This window comes from Vibrio rotiferianus CAIM 577 = LMG 21460, assembly GCF_002741985.1.
Lineage (GTDB): Bacteria > Pseudomonadota > Gammaproteobacteria > Enterobacterales > Vibrionaceae > Vibrio > Vibrio rotiferianus.
This window is the reverse complement of the sequence record NZ_APHW01000087.1, coordinates 1-2,662: the sequence shown is the minus strand read 5'-3', so window position 1 is coordinate 2,662 and position 2,662 is coordinate 1. Positions and strand designations below refer to the sequence as shown.

The 2,662-nt window shown below is 43.4% G+C and carries 4 protein-coding genes and 1 pseudogene; all 5 read left to right on the top strand.

The features are described from left to right. The coding region (locus tag B853_RS16325; protein ID WP_211285383.1) for a peptide deformylase at positions 1–259 on the top strand (259 nt) is incomplete at its 5' end. Between the two features lie 185 nt (positions 260–444). Continuing rightward, complete coding sequence (locus B853_RS16315) at positions 445–1,038, top strand: hypothetical protein (protein WP_038887893.1); 594 nt, start codon at positions 445–447, stop codon at positions 1,036–1,038. A 207-nt stretch (positions 1,039–1,245) separates the two neighbouring features. Continuing rightward, positions 1,246–1,554: a transposase gene (locus B853_RS16310; protein ID WP_038887895.1), complete on the top strand. Its 309-nt coding sequence runs from the start codon at positions 1,246–1,248 to the stop codon at positions 1,552–1,554. Continuing rightward, positions 1,551–2,402 (top strand): IS3 family transposase, encoded by an 852-nt coding sequence (locus B853_RS16305; RefSeq protein WP_038887897.1) that lies wholly within the window; start codon positions 1,551–1,553, stop codon positions 2,400–2,402. Before B853_RS16310 ends, B853_RS16305 begins: the two co-directional genes overlap by 4 nt. 57 nt (positions 2,403–2,459) lie before the next feature. Continuing rightward, a pseudogene (locus tag B853_RS16300) lies at positions 2,460–2,662 on the top strand (hypothetical protein); the annotation flags it as partial.

Here is a 2,662-nt window from a genome sequence, read left to right as displayed (position 1 = left end):
CTCGGATAAAGCATTGGGTCAAGAGGGTTGTTTATCAGTTCCTGATTATGCAGACATAGAGCGTTTTACTTCAGTTGTTGTATCTGCTTTAGATCGCGAAGGTAAGCCAATTACCATCGAAAGTGATGAGTTTCTGGCTATCGTAATGCAGCACGAAATAGATCATTTGTCGGGTAATCTGTTTATTGACTATCTTTCGCCACTTAAGCGTCAAATGGCTATGAAAAAGGTTAAAAAGTACGTTAAAGCGCACTCTTAACCCCGCTCATAACAAACTGTTTAAGAGTGATTCGCAACGCGTGGCATTTTTAATATGCGTTGGTTTTAGTGTTTAAGGTGGTATGCGGCAACTTCGGTATTGCGTTGCTCACACCTTAACAGGGCGTTATGTTGCAATCAAACTGGTACGCATTAAAATGTCATTCTGTTTCGTGGAGAGCTTTTATGAATACCAAATCAATGTCTGCCTTTTTTGCTGAAAACTTATCAGCCCCTTTAACAAACGTTCAATGGTCTTGGGGCGCTGAGAATGAAAAAGGTGTGTATCTTCGAATCTGGGCTGAGGAAGTCAAAGAGAAGAATGGTTTGGTGTATTTAAATACACCATCAGATACTCGATTAGGGCAGAAAGAGCGTTTACGCCATATCAAGCAGGTTGAGAGTGGTAAACCGGGGTATGTAGTTGTTATTACTGAGGGACATGAATCAAGTGGTGGCACTTGGAGAATTGATCGATATGAAGAGTGTATATATCCAATCTTAAACTTCAGTCGTACAGAAAGCGGTGATATCTACGCATCTATCGACTTCAGCTCACCAGTTTATCCAGAGTTCATTGGTAAAGAGATTGATCTGGTCGGTATTGAATCAGCAGCCTCAGTAAATAAAGTAGCTTTTGAAACGTTAAAAAAAGCCACTTCTAAATTTGGTTGGCAGGCAACGAAATTAGATGATTCCAAAAATCATATTTTCCTAATCAGTAAAGATGGTACAAAGACTGCTCAGATTCACATTCCAACAGGGAAATTCATCCGCTAATGTAAACAGCAACATAACAAAGCGTTTAAGACAGATTCCCAACGCATGGCATTTTTCATTCCATCGTTGGGTTTTGTGTTTACGGTGGTACGGTTGAGTTTTGTGGTAGCGTTGCTCACTACTTAACGCGGCGTTATATGCCCGAGTACCCCACGTTTAGTAGACACTTTACTAAGTTAGATCTAGGGTCTAATTGAGAGGTGATCTATGGCTAAACATCGTAATCCAGCGTACACCGAAGAGTTCCGCAAAGAAGCGGTTCGTCTTGCCAGTCTTCCGGGCCGAACAGCCGTCTCCGTTGCCAAGGAGTTGGGCATTAGCGCCCAACAAATACGAAACTGGAAGCGTCAATTTACACGCCTATCTGATAAACAGTTTAACACCTTAGACGGTGTTGACTACTCGAAGAAAGAGTCTGAAGAGCTTCGCGCCCTTCGGCGCGAAAACAAGCGTCTACGTGATGAAATGGAATTCCTAAAGAAGGTCTCGGCGTACTTCGCGAAGAACCAAGAGTGAAGTACGAGTATATTGAGAGCTATGTTGGGAAATACAAAATCACTCATATGTGCCACGCCTTGGACGTTTCGCCGAGTGGTTATTACAAATGGTTAAATCGAGAACCGAGTGAACGCTCAAAGCGGCGGTGCCGTTTTGAACAGTTAGTCATGTGCACCTTTGCAAAGCATCGTGCTCGCTATGGTTCAGTTCGAATTACCGATGAGCTGAATCAAGCAGGCCATGCCTGCTGTGTCAACTATGTTGCTGATATCATGAAAGAAAATGGTATCAAAGCACGCAATGGTATAGGGTTCAAATACACTAAGGATGTGGCAGCGATGACCAATGTAGCGGATAATTTATTACGTAGAGACTTTGAAGCAGCGAGCCCTAATCAAAAGTGGGTGACTGACATTACGTACATTTGGGTGAAGAGCCGTTGGGTCTACCTAGCTACGGTTCTGGACTTGCATTCACGCCGTATTGTTGGTTGGTCGTTAGATACAACGATGACGGTTCAACTGATTACGAATGCACTGAAAATGGCGTTCAAGTCACGTAAGCCGCCTAAAGGCGTCATAATCCACTCAGACCGTGGTGTACAATACAGAGCGCATGATTATCAGGACTTCATGCGTAAGCATGGTGGTGTGCCGAGCATGAGCCGTAAGGGCAACTGCTGGGATAATGCTGTTATGGAGTCCTTTTACAGTCGACTGAAAGTCGAGCTGATATACGCAGAAGACTACCAAGATATAGAAGAAGCTCGAATGGGGATCTTCGAATATATCGAGATCTATTACAATCGAAATAGAAAGCACTCAGCGTTGGGCTATGTGAGTCCGGTTGAGTTCGAAAGTGTGTAGTTATGTTGTGTCCACTTTTCGTGGGGTACACTATTTTTAGAGGAAATTTGATAGTTTATGGAAAGCTTCTTCGAGAGTGAGTTCATGCTCTCCAACTCACTTCACTTTGTTTTGCTCACCTGCGGTTTAGCATTAGCTTTCCATTTACCAATCTGGTGTGGCTTTAATCTCTGTAAGCGTAAGTGGAAGTATGTTGACTACCTTTGGCCTCTGCTAGCTGGTGTAGGTATGCTGGGTGCAGTTTCTGAAATTCGTGCAGC